Source organism: Streptomyces sp. cg36 (assembly GCF_041080675.1).
Taxonomy (GTDB): Bacteria; Actinomycetota; Actinomycetes; order Streptomycetales; family Streptomycetaceae; genus Streptomyces.
Genome location: NZ_CP163520.1, coordinates 3456414 through 3470958, shown reverse-complemented (window position 1 = coordinate 3470958; position 14545 = coordinate 3456414). Strand labels below are relative to the sequence as shown.

14 protein-coding genes are annotated in these 14545 nt (G+C 70.8%); 11 read left to right on the top strand and 3 right to left on the bottom strand.

Going from position 1 to position 14545, the window contains the following annotated elements; genetic code table 11:
- Positions 1-3 precede the first annotated feature (3 nt).
- The 3 genes from AB5J87_RS15395 to ccsB are packed head-to-tail and all read left to right on the top strand — an operon-like array spanning position 4 to position 3628.
- Positions 4-786: a cytochrome c biogenesis CcdA family protein gene (locus AB5J87_RS15395; protein WP_369377218.1), complete on the top strand. Its 783-nt coding sequence runs from the start codon at positions 4-6 to the stop codon at positions 784-786.
- 2 nt (positions 787-788) lie between these two features.
- Positions 789-2543, top strand: coding sequence for a cytochrome c biogenesis protein ResB (locus AB5J87_RS15390; protein WP_369377217.1), 1755 nt, complete (start codon positions 789-791; stop codon positions 2541-2543).
- The gene (gene ccsB, locus AB5J87_RS15385) at positions 2540-3628 is read left to right on the top strand and encodes a c-type cytochrome biogenesis protein CcsB (protein ID WP_369377216.1); all 1089 of its coding nucleotides are present in this window, start codon (positions 2540-2542) and stop codon (positions 3626-3628) included. The genes AB5J87_RS15390 and ccsB overlap by 4 nt, the downstream gene beginning before the upstream one ends.
- A 103-nt stretch (positions 3629-3731) precedes the next feature.
- Here ccsB and AB5J87_RS15380 read toward each other — a convergent pair whose 3' ends face one another.
- A complete protein-coding gene (locus tag AB5J87_RS15380; protein WP_369377215.1) occupies positions 3732-4010 on the bottom strand; it encodes a PLD nuclease N-terminal domain-containing protein in 279 nt (92 codons plus the stop codon).
- Positions 4011-4099: 89 nt separating this feature from the next.
- On the opposite strand from AB5J87_RS15380, the gene AB5J87_RS15375 reads away from it, so the two are divergent.
- The 3 genes from AB5J87_RS15375 to AB5J87_RS15365 are packed head-to-tail and all read left to right on the top strand — an operon-like array spanning position 4100 to position 7205.
- Positions 4100-5554 (top strand): menaquinone biosynthesis decarboxylase, encoded by a 1455-nt coding sequence (locus AB5J87_RS15375; protein WP_369377213.1) that lies wholly within the window; start codon positions 4100-4102, stop codon positions 5552-5554.
- Complete coding sequence (mqnP, locus tag AB5J87_RS15370; RefSeq protein ID WP_369377211.1) at positions 5554-6456, top strand: menaquinone biosynthesis prenyltransferase MqnP; 903 nt, start codon at positions 5554-5556, stop codon at positions 6454-6456. The genes AB5J87_RS15375 and mqnP overlap by 1 nt, the downstream gene beginning before the upstream one ends.
- Before the next feature lie 38 nt (positions 6457-6494).
- On the top strand, positions 6495-7205 hold the full coding sequence (locus AB5J87_RS15365) for a UbiX family flavin prenyltransferase (protein WP_369377208.1): 711 nt from the start codon (positions 6495-6497) through the stop codon (positions 7203-7205).
- On the opposite strand, the gene AB5J87_RS15360 is transcribed toward AB5J87_RS15365, so the two are convergent.
- The gene (locus AB5J87_RS15360) at positions 7202-7327 is read right to left on the bottom strand and encodes a hypothetical protein (protein WP_369377207.1); all 126 of its coding nucleotides are present in this window, start codon (positions 7325-7327) and stop codon (positions 7202-7204) included. The genes AB5J87_RS15365 and AB5J87_RS15360 overlap by 4 nt on opposite strands.
- Positions 7328-7471: 144 nt before the next feature.
- Here AB5J87_RS15360 and AB5J87_RS15355 point away from each other — a divergent pair, with 144 nt between their 5' ends.
- From AB5J87_RS15355 to AB5J87_RS15335, 5 genes are all read left to right on the top strand, one after another.
- Complete coding sequence (locus AB5J87_RS15355) at positions 7472-7921, top strand: Lrp/AsnC family transcriptional regulator (protein ID WP_067160265.1); 450 nt, start codon at positions 7472-7474, stop codon at positions 7919-7921.
- A gap of 54 nt (positions 7922-7975) precedes the next feature.
- A complete protein-coding gene (gene mqnE / locus AB5J87_RS15350) occupies positions 7976-9154 on the top strand; it encodes an aminofutalosine synthase MqnE (RefSeq protein ID WP_369377205.1) in 1179 nt (392 codons plus the stop codon).
- 14 nt (positions 9155-9168) lie between these two features.
- Positions 9169-9693 (top strand): N-acetyltransferase family protein, encoded by a 525-nt coding sequence (locus AB5J87_RS15345; RefSeq protein ID WP_369377204.1) that lies wholly within the window; start codon positions 9169-9171, stop codon positions 9691-9693.
- 63 nt (positions 9694-9756) lie between these two features.
- The gene (locus tag AB5J87_RS15340) at positions 9757-10053 is read left to right on the top strand and encodes a DUF4229 domain-containing protein (protein ID WP_369377203.1); all 297 of its coding nucleotides are present in this window, start codon (positions 9757-9759) and stop codon (positions 10051-10053) included.
- A 56-nt stretch (positions 10054-10109) separates the two neighbouring features.
- On the top strand, positions 10110-10751 hold the full coding sequence (locus AB5J87_RS15335) for a TetR/AcrR family transcriptional regulator (protein WP_369377202.1): 642 nt from the start codon (positions 10110-10112) through the stop codon (positions 10749-10751).
- Between the two features lie 79 nt (positions 10752-10830).
- Here AB5J87_RS15335 and AB5J87_RS15330 read toward each other — a convergent pair whose 3' ends face one another.
- Positions 10831-14442 carry a ricin-type beta-trefoil lectin domain protein gene (locus tag AB5J87_RS15330; protein ID WP_369377199.1) on the bottom strand — a complete coding sequence of 1204 codons (3612 nt, stop codon included), beginning with the start codon at positions 14440-14442 and terminating at the stop codon, positions 10831-10833.
- Positions 14443-14545 lie beyond the last annotated feature (103 nt).

The following is a 14545-nucleotide window of genomic DNA, read 5'->3' as shown; positions in this document are numbered from 1 at the left end:
TCCGTGGACGCGTCCCTGGCCGTACTCGCCGCCCAGTCGGCACCCGGCGTGAACGACACCGTCCTGAGCGGGGCCCTGCTGGTGGCCCTGCCCGTCGCCGTGCTCGGCGGACTGGTGTCGTTCTTCTCGCCCTGCGTCCTGCCGCTGGTCCCGGGCTACCTCAGCTATGTGACCGGGGTCACCGGCACCGACCTGGCCGAGGCGAGGCGCGGCCGGATGGTCGCCGGGGCGAGCCTGTTCGTGCTCGGCTTCACCGCCGTCTTCGTCTCGGGCGGGGCCCTGTTCGGGTACTTCGGCCAGACGCTCCAGGACTACAACAGCACGATCTCCAAGGTCCTCGGCGTGCTCATGATCCTCATGGGCGTGTTCTTCATGGGGCTGATGCCCTGGCTCACCCAGCGTGAGTTCCGGCTGCACAAGCGGCCGGTGACCGGGCTCGCGGGGGCGCCGATACTCGGCGCCCTCTTCGGCGTCGGCTGGACGCCCTGTCTGGGGCCCACGCTCACCTCGGTGAACGTGCTGGCGATGGACCAGGCGAGCGCCGGCCGCGGGGCCATACTGACCGTCGCGTACTGCCTCGGTCTCGGACTGCCGTTCGTGCTGGCGGCGGTCGCCTTCCGCAAGGCCCTCGGCGCCTTCGGCTGGGTCAAGAAGCACTACGCGTGGGTGATGCGGACCGGCGGCGTGATGATGATCGCGACCGGTCTGCTGCTGATCACCGGCGCGTGGGCGGAGCTCATCCAGCAGGTGCAGGTGTGGTCCAACGGCTTCCAGGTGGGTGTCTGAACATGAGCAAGACCGAAGCGGCCCCGGAAGAGGCGCCGCAGACGGCGGCCCGCGAGGCCGAGCAGGAGCTGGGCGCGGCCGGGTCCCAGCTGTCCACGGCCCCGGCCGAGGACCTCTCCAACGGCCCCGTCGGCATCGGGGTGATCGGCTGGGCGCGCTGGTTCTGGCGCCAGCTGACCTCGATGCGGGTCGCCCTCGTCCTGCTGCTGCTGCTCTCCCTCGGCTCGATCCCCGGCTCGCTGATCCCGCAGACCAACGTGGACGAGCTGAAGGTCGCCGACTTCCAGAAGCGCCACGACACGATCTCGCCGATCTACGAGAAGCTCGGCATGTTCCACGTGTACAGCTCGGTGTGGTTCTCCGCGATCTACATCCTGCTGTTCGTCTCGCTGATCGGCTGCATCGTCCCGCGCACCTGGCAGTTCGTCGGCCAGCTGCGCGGCCGTCCGCCGGGCGCGCCCCGGCTGCTGACCCGGCTGCCCGCGTACACCACCTGGCGCACCGAGGCCGAGCCCGAGCAGGTGCGCGAGGCCGCGGCGGCGATGCTGAAGAAGCGCCGCTTCCGCACGCACGTGGTGGGCGACGCGGTCGCCGCGGAGAAGGGCTATCTGCGCGAGGCCGGGAACCTGATCTTCCACGTCTCGTTGATCCTGATCCTGGTGGCGTTCGCCGTCGGCCAGCTCTTCAAGTCCGAGGGCGGCAAGCTGATCGTCCAGGGCGACGGGTTCTCCAACACCCTCACCCAGTACGACGACTTCAAGTCGGGCTCGCTCTTCAAGACGGACGACCTCGCGCCGTTCAGCTTCACCCTGGACCGCTTCGACGCCACGTACGAGCGCAGCGGCCCCAACCGGGGCACCGCCCGCGAGTTCGTCGCGCACGTCACCTACTCCGAGGGCGCCGACGGCAAGCCGCAGAAGAAGGCCATCGAGGTCAACAAGCCGCTGGTGCTCGACGGCTCCAAGGTCTACCTCCTGGCCCACGGCTACGCGCCGAGCGTCACCGTCAAGGACGGCCGCGGCAAGACCGTCTTCCACGGCGCGGTGCCGCTGCTGCCCATCGACAACAACATCTCCTCCAGCGGCGCCATCAAGGTGTACGACGGCTACACCGACGCCAAGGGCAAGTGGGACCAGCTCGGCTTCGCCGCGTTCTTCGTGCCGACCTACGGCGGCAAGGGCAACGGGACGATGTTCTCCCAGTTCCCCGCGCTGGACTTCCCCGTCCTCAACATCGGCGCGTACCACGGCAGCCTCGGGGTCAACTCCGGACTGCCGCAGAACGTGTACCAGCTCGACACCGACAAGATGAAGGCGTTCAAGGACGCCGACGGCAAGGTCCTGAAGAAGACCCTGCTGCCCGGCGAGACCCTGGACCTGCCGGACGGCGCCGGGTCGATCACCTTCGACAAGGACATCAAGCAGTGGGCGAGCTTCCAGATCTCCCAGCAGCCGGGCAACGACCTGGCGCTGGCCGGAGCGGTCCTGGCCATCGCGGGCCTGGCCGGCTCCCTGTTCATCCAGCGGCGCCGGGTGTGGGTCCGGGCCGTGACCGGTAAGGACGGCGTCACCGTCGTCGAGATGGCGGGGCTTGGGCGGAGCGAGTCCGCGAAGCTCCCCGAGGAGCTGGCCGATCTCGCGGTCACGCTCATTCCAGAGGCGCCGACCGCGCCCGATCCCGCCCCTGAGCCCGCCAGGGACCAGGTGGCCGATTCCGCCGATTCCGCACCTGCCGAAGCTGAAGGGGCCGAGAAGTGAATCTCGCCGCTACGACCAACGAGAGTCTGGCGCACACCAGCAATTACCTGATCTATTCGGCCATGGCGGTCTATCTGCTGGCCTTCTTCGCGCACATGGCGGAGTGGATCCTCGGCAGCCGCAGCAAGGTCGCCCGTACGGCGGCGGCGCTGACCGCCGAGGGCGCGGCGGCGGACTCCGGCACGGTCAAGGTGCAGGTCGCCAAGAAGGGCGGCGGCACCGCCGTCCTGGAGCGGCCCAAGGTCGTCACCCGCTCCGCCGCGGGCAGCCGTGACGTGCCCGACGGTCCGGGCGCGTCCGGCGGCGACGTGAAGGGCGACCTCTACGGCCGCATCGCCGTCTCCTTCACCGTCCTCGCCTTCCTCGTCGAGGCCGGTGGTGTCCTCACCCGCGCGCTGTCCGTGCAGCGCGCGCCGTGGGGCAACATGTACGAGTTCAACATCACCTTCTCCACCGTCGCCGTCGGCGTGTACGTCACGCTGCTCGCGCTGAAGAAGAACGTGCGCTGGCTCGGGCTGCCGCTGGTCACCTCGGTCCTGCTGGACCTGGGGCTGGCCGTCACGGTCCTCTACACCGCCAGCGACCAGCTGGTGCCCGCGCTGCACTCGTACTGGCTGTGGATCCACGTCTCCACCGCGATCTTCTGCGGCGCGGTCTTCTACGTCGGCGCCGTCGCCACGCTGCTCTACCTCTTCCGCGACCGCTACGAGGCGAAGCTGGCCGAGGGCGGCAAGCCCGGCAACTTCGCCACCTCGGTCATGGAGCGGCTGCCGGCCGCGGCCTCGCTGGACAAGTTCGCCTACCGCGTCAACGCGGCGGTCTTCCCGCTGTGGACGTTCACGATCATCGCGGGCGCCATCTGGGCGGGCGACGCCTGGGGCCGCTACTGGGGCTGGGACCCCAAGGAGGTCTGGTCCTTCATCACCTGGGTCGCCTACGCCTGCTACCTGCACGCGCGCGCCACGGCGGGCTGGAAGGGCCGCAAGGCCGCGACGCTGGCGCTGCTGGCCTTCGGCTGCTGGCTCTTCAACTATTACGGCGTCAACATCTTCGTGAACGGCAAGCACTCGTACGCGGGCGTCTAGCCCCGTCCCCCACGCACGGCGCGCGGCGCCCCCGCACCACGGTGTGCGGGGGCGCCGCGCGCGTGTCCGAGCGACACCGGGGCCATGACGGGCGGGACGAGCCTCAGTTCTCGGGGTCTTCCTTCGGGCGCTTGAGCCCGGCCAGGAACTCCGGGTTGTCGTCGGGGGCCGTCCAGCCGCCCCGGGCGGTGGCCACCCGGCGCGGGCGGCCCGCGAAGAACCAGGCGACCGGCCCCAGCAGCACCTCGCCGAAGAGCAGGATCACGATCACCCACACCACCTTCGGCAGACCGCGCACCTCCTGTTCGGGGGTGTTCAGGCAGTCGATGAACGCGTAGATCCACACGGCCAGGACCAGCAGGAACGGCAGATACCTGAGCATGTTCGGGTGGTCCCCCCAGCGGAAGGCGGCGGGGCCCTTGACGGCCCCGGTGACGGGCCCAGGGTAACCGGTGACCGATACTTGACCCCATGGCTTACGACGATCTTCGCTCGCTGCTCCGGGCGCTGGAGCGCGAGGGCGACCTCATCCGCATCAAGGCCGAAGTCGACCCGTACCTGGAGGTCGGGGAGATCGTCGACCGGGTCAACAAGGAGGGTGGTCCCGCGCTGCTCTTCGAGAACGTCAAGGGCTCGGCGATGCCCCTGGCGATGAACGTGTACGGCACCGACCGGCGGCTCCTGAAGGCGCTGGGCCTCAAGGCGTACGAGGAGATCAGCGACAAGATCGGCGGGCTGCTCAAGCCCGAGCTGCCGCAGGGCTTCGTCGGGGTCCGCGAGGCGTTCGGCAAGCTCGGCTCGATGGTGCACGTGCCGCCGAAGAAGGTGAAGGAGGCCCCGGTCCAGGAGACCGTCCTCACCGGCGACGACGTGGACCTCGACCTGCTGCCCGCGCTGTTCACCTGGCCCGAGGACGGCGGCTCGTTCTTCAACCTGGGCCTGACCCACACCAAGCACCCCGAGACCGGCGTGCGCAACCTGGGGCTCTACCGGCTCCAGCGCCACGACAAGCGCACCATCGGCATGCACTGGCAGATCCACAAGGACAGCCGCAACCACTACGCCGTGGCCGCCAAGAAGGGCGAGCGGCTGCCGGTCGCCATCGCCTTCGGCTGCCCGCCCGCCGTCACCTACGCCTCGACCGCGCCGCTGCCCGGTGACATCGACGAGTACCTCCTCGCCGGGTTCATCCAGGGCAGGCGCGTGGAGATGGTCGACTGCAAGACCGTGCCGCTCCAGGTCCCGGCCAATGCCGAGGTCGTCGTCGAGGGCTGGCTGGAGCCGGGCGAGATGCTGCCGGAGGGGCCGTTCGGCGACCACACCGGCTTCTACACGCCGCAGGAGCCGTTCCCGGCGCTGAAGATCGACTGCATCACCATGCGGCGCCGCCCGCTGCTCCAGTCCATCGTGGTGGGCCGCCCGCCGACCGAGGACGGGCCGCTGGGGCGCGCCACGGAGCGGTTCTTCCTGCCGCTCCTCAAGATCATCGTGCCGGACATCGTGGACTACCACCTGCCGGAGTCCGGCGGGTTCCACAACTGCGCGATCGTCTCGATCGACAAGAAGTACCCCAAGCACGCGCAGAAGGTCATGCACGCCATCTGGGGAGCGCACATGATGTCGCTCACCAAGCTGATCGTGGTGGTCGACGCCGACTGCGACGTGCACAACCTGCACGAGGTGTCCTGGCGGGCCTTCGGCAACACCGACTACGCCCGTGACCTGACGGTGGTGGAGGGCCCGGTCGACCACCTCGACCACGCCTCCTACCAGCAGTTCTGGGGCGGCAAGGCGGGGATCGACGCGACCGCGAAGTGGCCCGAGGAGGGCTACACCCGGGACGGCGGCTGGCCGCACATGGTCGAGTCGGACCCGGACACGGCGGCGAAGGTCGACCGCCGCTGGAAGGAGTACGGCCTCAAGTGATGAGTGCTTCCGCAGCAGCGGTCCCGCAGCCGGGCCGCACCAGGGCTTTCCTGCGCCTGGTCATGATCGAGCACTCGGTCTTCGCGCTGCCCTTCGCCTACATCGCCGCCCTGACCGCGATGTTCGAGCTCGACGAGAAGATGCACTGGGGCAAGCTGCTCCTGGTCACGGTCGCCATGGTCGGGCTGCGCACCTTCGCGATGGCCTGCAACCGGATCATCGACCGCGAGCTCGACGCCCGCAATCCGCGCACGGCCCAGCGCGAGCTGGTCACCGGCGCGGTGTCGGTGCGCTCGGCCTGGACCGGCGCCCTGATCGCGCTGGCGGTCTTCCTGGGCGCGGCCGGGCTGCTCAACCCGCTCTGTCTGGCGCTCGCCCCCGTCGCGGTGATCCCGATGGTGGTCTATCCGTACGGGAAGCGGTTCACCAACTTCCCGCAGGCGATCCTGGGCCTGGCGCAGGCGATGGGCCCGGTGGGCGGCTGGCTGGCGATCACCGGCGAGTGGTCCTGGGACGCGGTGGTGCTCGGTCTGGCGGTCGGCGTCTGGATCGGCGGCTTCGACCTGATCTACGCCTGCCAGGACGCCGAGTCCGACCGCGAGACGGGCGTCCTGTCGGTGCCGGCCCGGTTCGGCGTGCCCCACGCGATCCGGGGCGCCCGCGCCTGTCACGCCGTCACCACGGCGCTGCTGGTCGGGTACGCGCTGGCCACCGGCGCCGGGGTGTTCTTCTGGGCCGGTCTGGTGATCGTGGCGGGCGCGTTCCTCTACGAGCACACGATCGTCAAGCCGCACGACCTGTCCCGACTCAACCGGGCGTTCTTCACCACCAACGGTTTCATCGGGATCTCGCTCTTCGTCTGCGCGCTCCTCGACCTGCTGGTGCGCGGGCTCTCGGTGTGACGGCTCCGGCCCCCGGGCCGCCGGATAGGCTCGGACACGTGGAGCAGGTGAACGTACACAGTCAGCGAGAAGTCCCCGGTGCCCGGGTGCCCTGGGTCGTCGGGGTCTCCGGCGCGTCCGGTACGCCGTACGCGGCGGCCGTGCTGCGCGGGTTGCTGGACGCCGGGGAGAGCGTGGACCTGGTGGTCTCGCGGGCCTCGCGGCTCACGCTGCTCGACGAGACGGGGATCGCCTTCCGGGACGCGCACTGGCGCGACGACCTGGCCACCTGGCTGGCGCGGGGGGCGGACGGCAAGCCCGGCACGTTCCCCGTGGGCGACGGCTATCTCGACGGGGTGCGGCACTGGAGCGCCGGGGACCTCGGCGCGGGTCCGTCGTCCGGGTCGTATCCGGTGCGGGGGATGCTGATCGTGCCGGCCAGTACGGCGAGCGTGGCCGGGGTGGCGCTGGGGCTCTCGAAGGACCTTCTGCAGCGGGCCGCGAGCGTGACGCTCAAGGAGCGGCGGCGGCTGGTGGTCGCGGTGCGGGAGACGCCGCTGAACGGGCAGACGCTCCGGCACCTGGTGACGCTGGACGAGGCGGGCGCAGTGGTGCTGCCCGCCTCTCCGGCGTTCTACGCGGGGGCGACGCACATCCAGGATCTGGTGGACTTCGTCGCGGGGCGGGTGCTGGACGCGGCGGGCGTGCCGCACAGCCTGTACCGCCGTTGGGAGGGAGAGCTCGGTGGGGGCTCCCGGCCTCCGGGTTAGCGCTTCTTCGCGGCGCGCTTGGGCGCGCGGCGCTGAGCGGTGGTGGGCTGGTGGGCACGCGAGCGGTTGGCCAGGTCCTGAAGCTCGCGCATACGGGCGTAGGCCATCTCGATCGTGTACACGGTGTCGACACTCCTGAAAGATCGTCTTTGATCTGATGGAAAATTATGCAAGCGGTTGGAACATTCGCAGGGCCTCGACCCTGTGTACCTTAGATTCTACACCTAAACTCGCGGTATTGCTGAGCAATGGAAGGCTTCAGGTATATGGACGCCGTGGACAGGCAGCTCATCCAGGCCCTGCGGGAGAACGGCAGGGCCTCGTACGCCGAGCTCGGCCGGCTCGTCGGTCTCTCCGGACCCAGCGTCACCGACCGCATCAACCGTCTTGAGGCGGCCGGGGTCATCACCGGCTACCGCGCCACCGTCAACGCCGCCTCGCTCGGGCTCGGCGTGACCGCGCTCATCGGCATCTCTCTCTCCGACGCCGCCGACCACGAGGACGTGGCCCGCCGGCTGCGCGACCTGGAGGAGATCGAGGACTGCTGGTTCATCGCCGGCGACGACTCGTACATGCTCAAGATCCGCGCCTCGGACGTCGACGGGCTGGAGAAGACCATCCGCCGGCTCGGCTCCACCAAGGGCGTCTCGCGCACCCGTACGACGATCGTGCTCTCCACCAAGTGGGAGAACCGGGTCGGAGAACTGCCCGAGTGACCGGGGGCGTACCGTGGTGGACGCTGTGTACGGAGATTTCTGGGAGGCCGCCGCATGACCGCATCGATCACGGACGTGGGCTTCAAGCGTGAGCTGGAGGCCAAGGTCCGGGCCGGTGAGCGGCTGTCCCGCGAGGACGGCGTCGCGCTCTACGAGTCGGACGACCTGGCCTGGCTCGGCGGCCTCGCGCACGAGGTGCGCACCCGCAAGAACGGTGACGTCGTCCACTTCAACGTCAACCGGCACCTCAACATGACGAACGTGTGCACCGCCTCCTGCGCGTACTGCTCGTTCCAGCGCAAGCCGGGCGAGAAGGACGCGTACACGATGCGCATCGAGGAGGCCGTCCGCCTCGCCAAGGCGATGGAGAGCGAGAACCTCACCGAGCTGCACATCGTCAACGGGCTGCACCCGACGCTGCCCTGGCGCTACTACCCGCGTTCGCTCAAGGCCCTCAAGGAGGCCCTGCCGGACGTCGGTCTGAAGGCGTTCACCGCCACCGAGATCCACCACTTCGAGACGATCTCGGGGCTGAGCGCCTCCGAGATCCTCGACGAGCTGATCGAGGCGGGCCTCGAATCGCTCACCGGCGGCGGCGCGGAGATCTTCGACTGGGAGGTCCGCCGGCACATCGTCGACCACGACACCCACTGGGAGGACTGGTCGCGGATCCACCGGCTGGCGCACGAGAAGGGGCTCAAGACCCCCTCGACGATGCTGTACGGGCACATCGAGGAGCCCCGCCACCGGGTGGACCACGTGCTGCGGCTGCGTGAGCTCCAGGACGAGACCGGCGGCTTCCAGGTCTTCATCCCGCTGCGCTACCAGCACGACTTCGTGGACATGCAGGACGGCAAGGTCCGCAACAAGCTCCAGGCGCGCACCACGATGGCGACCGGCGCCGAGGCCCTGAAGACCTTCGCGGTCTCCCGGCTGCTCTTCGACAACGTGCCGCACGTGAAGTGCTTCTGGGTGATGCACGGGCTCCAGACCACCCAGCTCGCCCTCCAGCACGGCGCCGACGACATGGACGGCTCGGTCGTCGAGTACAAGATCACGCACGACGCGGACAACTACGGCACGCCCAACAAGCTGACCCGTGACGACCTGCTCGACCTGATCCGCGAGGCCGGGTTCCGCCCGGTCGAGCGCAACACCCGGTACGAGATCATCCGCGAGTACGAGGGCCCCGACCCCGAGCTGCGCGAGACGCCGCAGGCGATGCGGATCTGATCCGGAGCCCCGTCGTGCCGCTCGCCTTCCGGCTGGACCCGGCCGTCACCCCCGAACTGCGGGACGGGATCGTCGCCCTGTGGGCCGACGTCTCCAACGCCGGGGGTGCGGTCGGCTTCGTGCCGCCCGTCTCTCCCGAGCAGGTCCGGCCCGAGCTGCTCAAGCACCTGGCCGGAATGGCCGAGGGGCGGATCCGGCTGCTCGTCGGCCGCGACGAGCGGGGGGCGGTGGCCGCCACCGCGTTCCTCGTGCACAACACCCACGCCCTGATGCGCCACTGGATGTGGGTCTACACGGTGATGGTGCACCCGCGCCACCAGGGCGCCGGGTACGGGCGCGACCTCATGGCGGCCGTCGCCGCCGCGGGCCGCTCCCTCGACGGGATAGAGGCGCTGCGGCTGACCTGCCGGGGCGGGCTCGGCCTGGAGCGGTTCTACACCTCCTGCGGCTACCGGGAGGTCGGCCGGGTGCCCGGGGCGATCCGGGTCGCGGAGGGCGACGACCGCGACGACGTCTTCATGCTGCTCCCGCTGAATTGATCCATTAACGGACATGCTTCACTGGTGGGACACGAGGTGCCGTACGCAGAGAGAAGGTCAGCCGTGAGTGTCGCCAAGCCGAGCGCAACCGTCCGGTACACCGCGATGCGCATCGCCGTCTTCGTCGGCTGTCTGGTGTTCGTCGCCGCGCTGGTCCACTTCGGGATCATGCCCGCCGGTCTCGGCGACGCCAATGTGATCTGGGTGGTCCTGCTGGCGCTGGTGCTGTCCGCGCCGCTCAGCTTCGTGCTGCTGCGCAAGCAGCGCGACGAGATGTCCGCGCAGATCGTCACCAAGGTCGAGTCGGCCAAGGCGCGCCTGGAGGCCAACCGCACCCAGGAGGACGGCGCCGTCCAGTAGCCCGCCCGCACGTACCCTTGCCCCTGACGGAAGATCCCGGGGGAGGGGCGCGACACATGGGTGCGGGGAAGGCCAGGCGGATGCCACGGGCCGTGCGCGAGCAGCAGATGCTCGACGCCGCCGTACGGACCTTCGCCGAGCGCGGGTACCGGGCCGCGTCGATGGACGAGATAGCCGAGCTGGCCGGGGTCTCCAAGCCGCTGGTCTACCTCTATCTGAACTCCAAGGAAGAGCTGTTCACCGCCGTCATCCGGCGCGAGGCCCGCGCGCTCGTCACGGCGGTACGGGCCGGGGTCGCCGTCGCGGGGCCCGCCGACGCCCAACTCTGGTCGGGGCTGCGGGCGTTCTTCACGCACACCGCCGAGCGCCCCGAGGGCTGGGCCGTCCTGCACCGCCAGGCCCGCACCCACGGCGAGCCGTTCGCGGCCGAGGTGGCCGTGATGCGCGAGGAGATCGTGGCGTTCGTGACCACGCTGATCGGCGCGGCGGCCCGGGAGGCGCACGGCTCCGGGGACCTCGCCGACCGCGACGCGTCGGCCCTGGCGCAGGCGCTGGTGGGCGCCGCCGAGTCGCTGGCGGGCTGGGCCAACGAGACGGAGGGCGTCGCGGCCAAGGAGGCGGCGGCGACGATGATGAACTTCGCCTGGGCGGGCCTGGGCAATCTGATGCGGGGCCGCACCTGGTCCCCCACCGGGTGACGCCCCGCCCGGCCCACCACACGGACGCGCCCGCCCCCGGCAGCCGGGGACGGGCGCGTACGTGTGCCGGGGGCCGGGGCTAGAACAGCCCCACCACGTCCGCCACCAGTCCCGCGTCGCCGACGACCGTCGACGTGCCGTGGGCCGTCGGGGTGCCCGGGTAGAAGCGGAGGCCGCCGGGGGCCGCCTTGAAGACCGCCCAGAAGTCGGGGGTCTCCTGGCCGTCGGTCGGGACGAACTTCAGGTACGTGCCGGTGTCGACCACCGAGCCCTGGGCGTTGCCCGCGCCCGCGAAGAGCGGGATGTTCGTGGACTGCCAGGCGGCGGAGCCGTACACGGTCCGGGCGCCGATGCCGTACGTGCTGTTGCCGCCCGCGTCCAGGGTGCGGGTGCCGGGGTACAGGTAGAGCTTGCCGTAGTCGGCGCTCGCCGGGTCCGTGGTGACGTGCCGGCCGAGCAGGTCGGGGATGCCGTCGCCGTTGACGTCACCGGGCGAGGTGAAGTCGAAGCGGTCCCAGGAGCTGAAGCCGAACTGCTTGGCGGGCAGCAGCTTGTACGAGCCGGGCTCGGCCGCGAGCGGGCCCTCGGCGGTGCCGGAGTACAGCCACATCCCCTCGCCCTCCTGGACGATGAGGTCGGCGCCGGGCATGCCGTCGGCGTCGCGCGGGGTGAGGATCTGGCCGGTGCCCGCCCAGGTGCCGGGGACGGCCCAGTCCTGGGTGGCGTCGCCGTCGCAGTTGAGGAGCTGCACCGGGGTGCTCTTCACCGCGGCGCCGCCCGCGGTGTCCAGGCAGCGGCCGGAGCCCTGGTTGAGCAGGGAGCCGTCACCGCGGTCGAGCCAGCGCTGCGCCGGGCCGCCGTCGCAGTCGGCCAGCTGGACGGGGGCGGCCAGGTCGTTGCCCGCGGCGGCGGCGCACTTGCCGAGGACCTTGAGGGCGCCGTCGGTGAGCTGGAAGTCCTGGGCGCCGGTGGCGTTGCAGGTGTAGATCTGCAGCGGGGTGCCGTTGGCGGTGGCCCCGGACTTCACGTCGAGGCAGAGGCCGCCGACGCCGGTCAGCGGGCCGTTGTCCTTGCCGGTGGGGCGCAGCAGCTCCTTGCGCTGGGCGGTCAGCGGCATCCCGTTGCCGTCGCCCGGGTACAGGTACAGCTTGTTGCCGATCTTGACGAAGAAGTCCTCGTACCCGTCCATCGTCTGGCCGTCGGTGGCCGCGATGAAGTCGCCCCGGTGGGCGATGCGGGCCCCGTTCCAGCCGCCCGAGGCGATGGTGCGGGGGGCCTTCAGGGTGCCGTCGCCCTTGCCGCCGAGCAGGCGCAGGGTGCCGTCGGTGGCGGTGGCGAGCAGGTCGACCTGGCCGTCGCCGTCGAGGTCGCCCGGCAGGTCGCCGTGGACCCGCCCGGCGGAGTCGTGGACGTACACGGGCCGGTCGGTGGCGATCAGGGTGGTGTCGCTCGGGCCCGAACCGCCGTTGTACGCCGAGGTGTTGCCCGCCTTGTCGTACGCCTCCACGTGCAGCCGGTTGTTGGGCCACAGGCCGGGCCGGACGGTGACGGTGGCGGTGCCGTCGGCGCCCGCCTTCACATAGGTGCCGCTGGGGCACTTCAGGTTGGAGACGGAGAGCGGCTGGTTGAGGGCGTAGCAGAAGCCGTCGACGCCGCCCGGGTCGCTGGAGGCGAACCGGATCGTGCGGTCGGTGCGCGCGGGCACCTCCGCCACGTCCAGCGCGTGGCCGTCGGTGGCGGTCACGGTCGGCTGGGCGGGCGCGCTCTTGTCGACGCCGAAGCCGCAGAGCGGGGTCCACGCCGAGCTGTCCAGGCCGTCCTGGACCTGCGCGGACCAGGTGTAGCGCTTGCCGTCGGCGAGCGCGGAGCCGTCGATGCGGGCCTGGGCGTAGCCGCCGGAGGCGACCGTCGAGGCCGGCGCGGCGATCACCGCGCCGGTGGTGGCGTCCTTGAGCTGGAAGGCGCCGGTGAGCTGGCCGCCCTCCGGGTCGGAGACCTTCGCGGTGAGGGTGAGGCCGGTGTTGCCGACGACCGGGTACGCGGCCGGGTCGGTGGCGCAGGCGAGCTGTACGAGCCCGCCGGCGCCGGGCGCCCAGGAGCCCTGGTAGGCGGCCGAGGAGTCGATCTTCGGCGGTGAGTTGTAGGTGATCTCCAGGCTGGGGTCGTTCTGGAACTTCTTCCAGCTCAGCTCGTTGCCCTCGTAGTCGTCGCGCGAGCGCAGGCCGAGGGTCATGTCGGTGTCGCCCGCGTCCGCGACCGCCTGCACGGCGGTCTTCAGCGCGGCGGCGTCGAAGTCCTCGCCCGCGGCGGCGCACTGGGAGGCCGACCAGCCGTGCGCGAACGTCTTCGCCTGGATCGTCTGCTTCCAGGCGGGCTGCTTGTTCCAGGTGGTGGCGGAGGAGATGGGGCCGGTCAGACCGAGCTCCACCGGGGTCTTGGTGCACGACCAGGAGTAGCTGTTGAACACGTTGAACGTGGCGGAGAGGATCTTCGATCCGGCCAGTCCCTTGGTGTTGAGCTGGAAGTAGGAGCGGGCGGTGCCGTCGGTCGACGTCTCGTGGCCGACGCGGGCCAGCTTGTCGCTGAAGGTGCCGCCGTTCCAGTACGCGGTGTTGGCGATCGAGGAGTTGCCCGACTGCTTGTACGCCATGGCCCAGTTGTTGCGCCCGCCGCCGGAGAAGACCGGGTCGATCACGACCGGGTAGACCGTCCGCGGGTCCTTGAGCATCGCCGCGTCCGGGGTGATCCGCAGCCGGTCGCCGCTGACCCGGGTGCTCATCCGGTGCGGCGCGGGCGACGCGGTCTCGGCGGCCGGGCGCGCGCCGCGCGCCAGCTGGGCCGCGGCCTGCTTCGGCAGGTGGGAGGAGTCCCACATCGAGGGCGTGGGGGCGCTGAAGAGGCGGGCGCCGGAGCGGGTGTCGGTGGCCGTGAGATTGCCCTGGGCGTCCGCCTTCAGGGTGGCGCCCGCGGTGCGCAGCGCCAGTGAGAGCTCGGCCAGGCGCGGGTTGGCGGCGGCCTCGCGGTCCTTGACGACCAGGTGCTGGGCGAAGCCGTCCACGTCGGCCCGGAGGCTGAGGTCGACGCCGGGCAGCACCTCGGGGTAGACGGCGGTGTCGCCCTCGACGCGGGGGCGCGGCAGCGCGTCCGGCCAGGAGAGCGAGAGGGCCCGGCCGTTCTTGGTGAGCGTGGCGAGCGGGCCGGTGCCGCCGCCGGAGAAGGAGATGCCGAAGGTGGCGGCGGCCGGGGCGAGCCGGCCGTCGGCGCCCCGCTCCAGCGTGGCGTCGGCCTGCCGCCAGGCGCCGCCGACGCGGGCGAAGGCGGGGCGCACGTACTGGCGCATGGTGAGCGAGCCGTCCGGGTTGGCCAGCACCTGCGACATCTCGTCGCGGCGCTCCAGGATCTCGACCTGGCGGCCGGTCCTCTTCGCCTGGGCGAGCGCGCGCGCCTCGGCGGCGGAGCCCTGGCCTCCGGAAGCGCCCGTTCCGGCAGCAGTTGCTCCGGAAGTGGCCGTTCCGGAAGTGTGGGTTTCAGCCTTGGAACGATTGGCTCCGGCCGCACTTGTCCCGGTCTGTACACCGCTGTTGACGGTCTCGTCCGCAAACGCCGCCTGCGCGGCGCCCAGTTGCGCGAGGCCGCCCGCGCTGAGCGCGGCTGCCATCAGCGCGGCCGGCAGCCGTCTGCCCCGCCGCATGTGATGTCCCCTCACCAGTCCCCACCCTCATATTGGTCAATGCTGCTTGCAGAGCGGGAGCGTAACGCCGGAATAAGGTCCGAACTGGCCCGTTCGCACCCTT

What these genes read in the sequence shown, in the direction of transcription:
- AB5J87_RS15335 (WP_369377202.1), top strand. Translation starts at nt 10,110, where the DNA reads ATGGGTGCGGGGAAGGCCAGGCGGATGCCACGGGCCGTGCGCGAGCAG.
- AB5J87_RS15330 (WP_369377199.1), bottom strand. Translation starts at nt 14,442, where the DNA reads ATGCGGCGGGGCAGACGGCTGCCGGCCGCGCTGATGGCAGCCGCGCTC.
- mqnE (WP_369377205.1), top strand. Translation starts at nt 7,976, where the DNA reads ATGACCGCATCGATCACGGACGTGGGCTTCAAGCGTGAGCTGGAGGCC.
- AB5J87_RS15380 (WP_369377215.1), bottom strand. Translation starts at nt 4,010, where the DNA reads ATGCTCAGGTATCTGCCGTTCCTGCTGGTCCTGGCCGTGTGGATCTAC.
- mqnP (WP_369377211.1), top strand. Translation starts at nt 5,554, where the DNA reads ATGAGTGCTTCCGCAGCAGCGGTCCCGCAGCCGGGCCGCACCAGGGCT.
- AB5J87_RS15390 (WP_369377217.1), top strand. Translation starts at nt 789, where the DNA reads ATGAGCAAGACCGAAGCGGCCCCGGAAGAGGCGCCGCAGACGGCGGCC.
- AB5J87_RS15355 (WP_067160265.1), top strand. Translation starts at nt 7,472, where the DNA reads ATGGACGCCGTGGACAGGCAGCTCATCCAGGCCCTGCGGGAGAACGGC.
- AB5J87_RS15375 (WP_369377213.1), top strand. Translation starts at nt 4,100, where the DNA reads ATGGCTTACGACGATCTTCGCTCGCTGCTCCGGGCGCTGGAGCGCGAG.